The sequence below is a fragment of the Burkholderia sp. Ac-20344 genome (assembly GCF_017104975.1).
GTDB lineage: Bacteria > Pseudomonadota > Gammaproteobacteria > Burkholderiales > Burkholderiaceae > Burkholderia.
On sequence record NZ_JAAGPP010000336.1, the window covers coordinates 1 to 1,949 of the forward strand.

A 1,949-nucleotide genomic window follows, 5' to 3' on the forward strand; every position below is an offset into this window, starting at 1 on the left:
TCGCGCGCTGTCCGAAAACGCCGCGGACAGTGCGGCCAGCAGCGCACGCCGCTGGTCGGCCGGCGCCGCGCGATGGTTGTATGCGACGAGGCGCAACGCGCCGTCGTCGCCCAGTTGCGCACGCAGCAACTGCGCACCGATGCCGTCGCCCTGCGCGACACGGATCTCCGCACCGTCGCGCACGGCGAACAGGCCGTCCGCGAACGCGAGGCGGTACGTATCGAGCATCGTGAAGCCGTCCGGACGCACTTCAGCCAGCATGGCGCGCCTCCTGCTCCGTTTCCGTGCGCACATCGAGCCGCGCACCGAGTGCCGCGAGCGTCGGCGACGCGAACACGTCGGCAACCGCCAGCGCGTGGCCGGCACGGCAGGCCGCGTCGACGAAGCGCACGACGTCGAACGAGGTCGCGCCTGCTTCGAACAGGTCGGCATCGGGTTCGGGCGCGGCCGTCGCGAACGTGTCGGACCACAGCGCCGCGAGTGCAGCAGCCGCATGCGGCACACGCGACGGCGTATCGGCGTGAGCATTGCCTTCCACCGGTGCGATGCTCGACGCTTGCGCAACGGCATGCGTATCGGGCGCGCCGAGTACAGCTTCCGGCGCCCCGGCGAAACGCGCGACTTCGTCGTGATAGACATCGACGAGCGCATCGACGAAACCGCTATCGAGCAGTTCGTCCGCATACGAGAACGCGGCGCTGACGCGGCCGTCCGGATGCTCGACGACGTCCAGCTCCAGCGTGAACACGACGCGATGGCGCACGTCGTCGAATCCGGCCAGCGACAGGCCGGCCCAGTCGCGGGCAGCGGCACCGGTCGGGCGCAGGTAGTTGAACATCGCCTGGAACAGCGGATTGGCCTGCGCGGCACGCGGTGCGCGCAGCGCCGCGACGACGTCCGCGAACGGCACATCGGCATGCGCATAGGCCGCGAGCGCCGTGTCGCGCACTTGTGCGAGCACGTCCGCACGACGCGCAGCCGGGTCGATCCGCGTGCGCACGACGACCGAATTGATGAAGAGGCCGAGCGCGTCGCGGGCCGCATCCCCCGTCAGCTCGCGCGTCGACGCGAGCACGCCGACCGGCTGGTCGGCCGCACCCGTCGCGCGGAACAGCGCGGTGTTGAGCGCCGCGTGCAGCAGCATCGGCAGCGTCGCGTGCGCGGCCGACGCCGTGTCGCGTGCGGCGCGGATCAGCGAGCCGTCGAATTCGAACGCGATGCGAGCCGCGCGCCATTGCGGCACGGCCGGCGCATCCGCGCGCTGCGGCAGCACGCGCGCCGGCAGATCGGCCAGCGCATCGCGCCAGTAAGCAACGCGGGCCGGATGGCACGGCGCGGGCAGCACGAGCGGCACGACCAGTTGGGCGACCGGTTGAGCGGCTTCTTCGGCCGGCACGGCGCCGCCCTGCACGCGAGCGACATAGCGCGCACGAACCGCATCGAGCCACAGCTCGATCGATTCGCCATCCGACACGATGTGATGAATCGTCACCGACAGCACGTGATCGTCCACGCCGAGCCGCAGTACCCGCGCACGCCACAGCGGCGCATCGGCTGCGAGGTCGAATGGCGCAAGTGCATCCTCGTCGGTCAGCGCTGCGGCGCGGGCAAGCACATCGGTTTGCGCCGACAGGTCGATCACGGGCAGTTCGACGGAAACGCCTGCATCGATCCGCTGGCCCGGCAGCGCGCCGTCGCGGGCAACGAGCCGCGCGCGCAGCGCCGGATGCACGGCCGCGACGTCCGAAAAGGCCGCACGCAGCGCATCGACGTCGAGCGGGCCGCGCACACGCAGCGCGACCGGAATGTTGTACGCGGCGCTGTCCGGCTGCGCGCGCCACAGGAACCACAGGCCGAGCTGCGCCGGCGACAGCGGCCACACGCCGTGTGCGTCCGGCTTGGCCACCGCGACACCCGGCGCGGCAGCACCGGCAAGTGCGGCGGGCGGC

The 1,949-nt window shown here is 71.8% G+C and carries 1 protein-coding gene and 1 pseudogene; both read right to left on the reverse strand.

The window, feature by feature from the left end; translation table 11 throughout:
• Positions 1-261: pseudogene (locus G3N64_RS38945) on the reverse strand (N-acetyltransferase); the annotation flags it as partial.
• Positions 251-1,949: condensation domain-containing protein (locus G3N64_RS38950; protein WP_241021437.1), on the reverse strand; the 1,699-nt coding region annotated here is incomplete at its 5' end. The pseudogene G3N64_RS38945 and the gene G3N64_RS38950, both read right to left, overlap by 11 nt.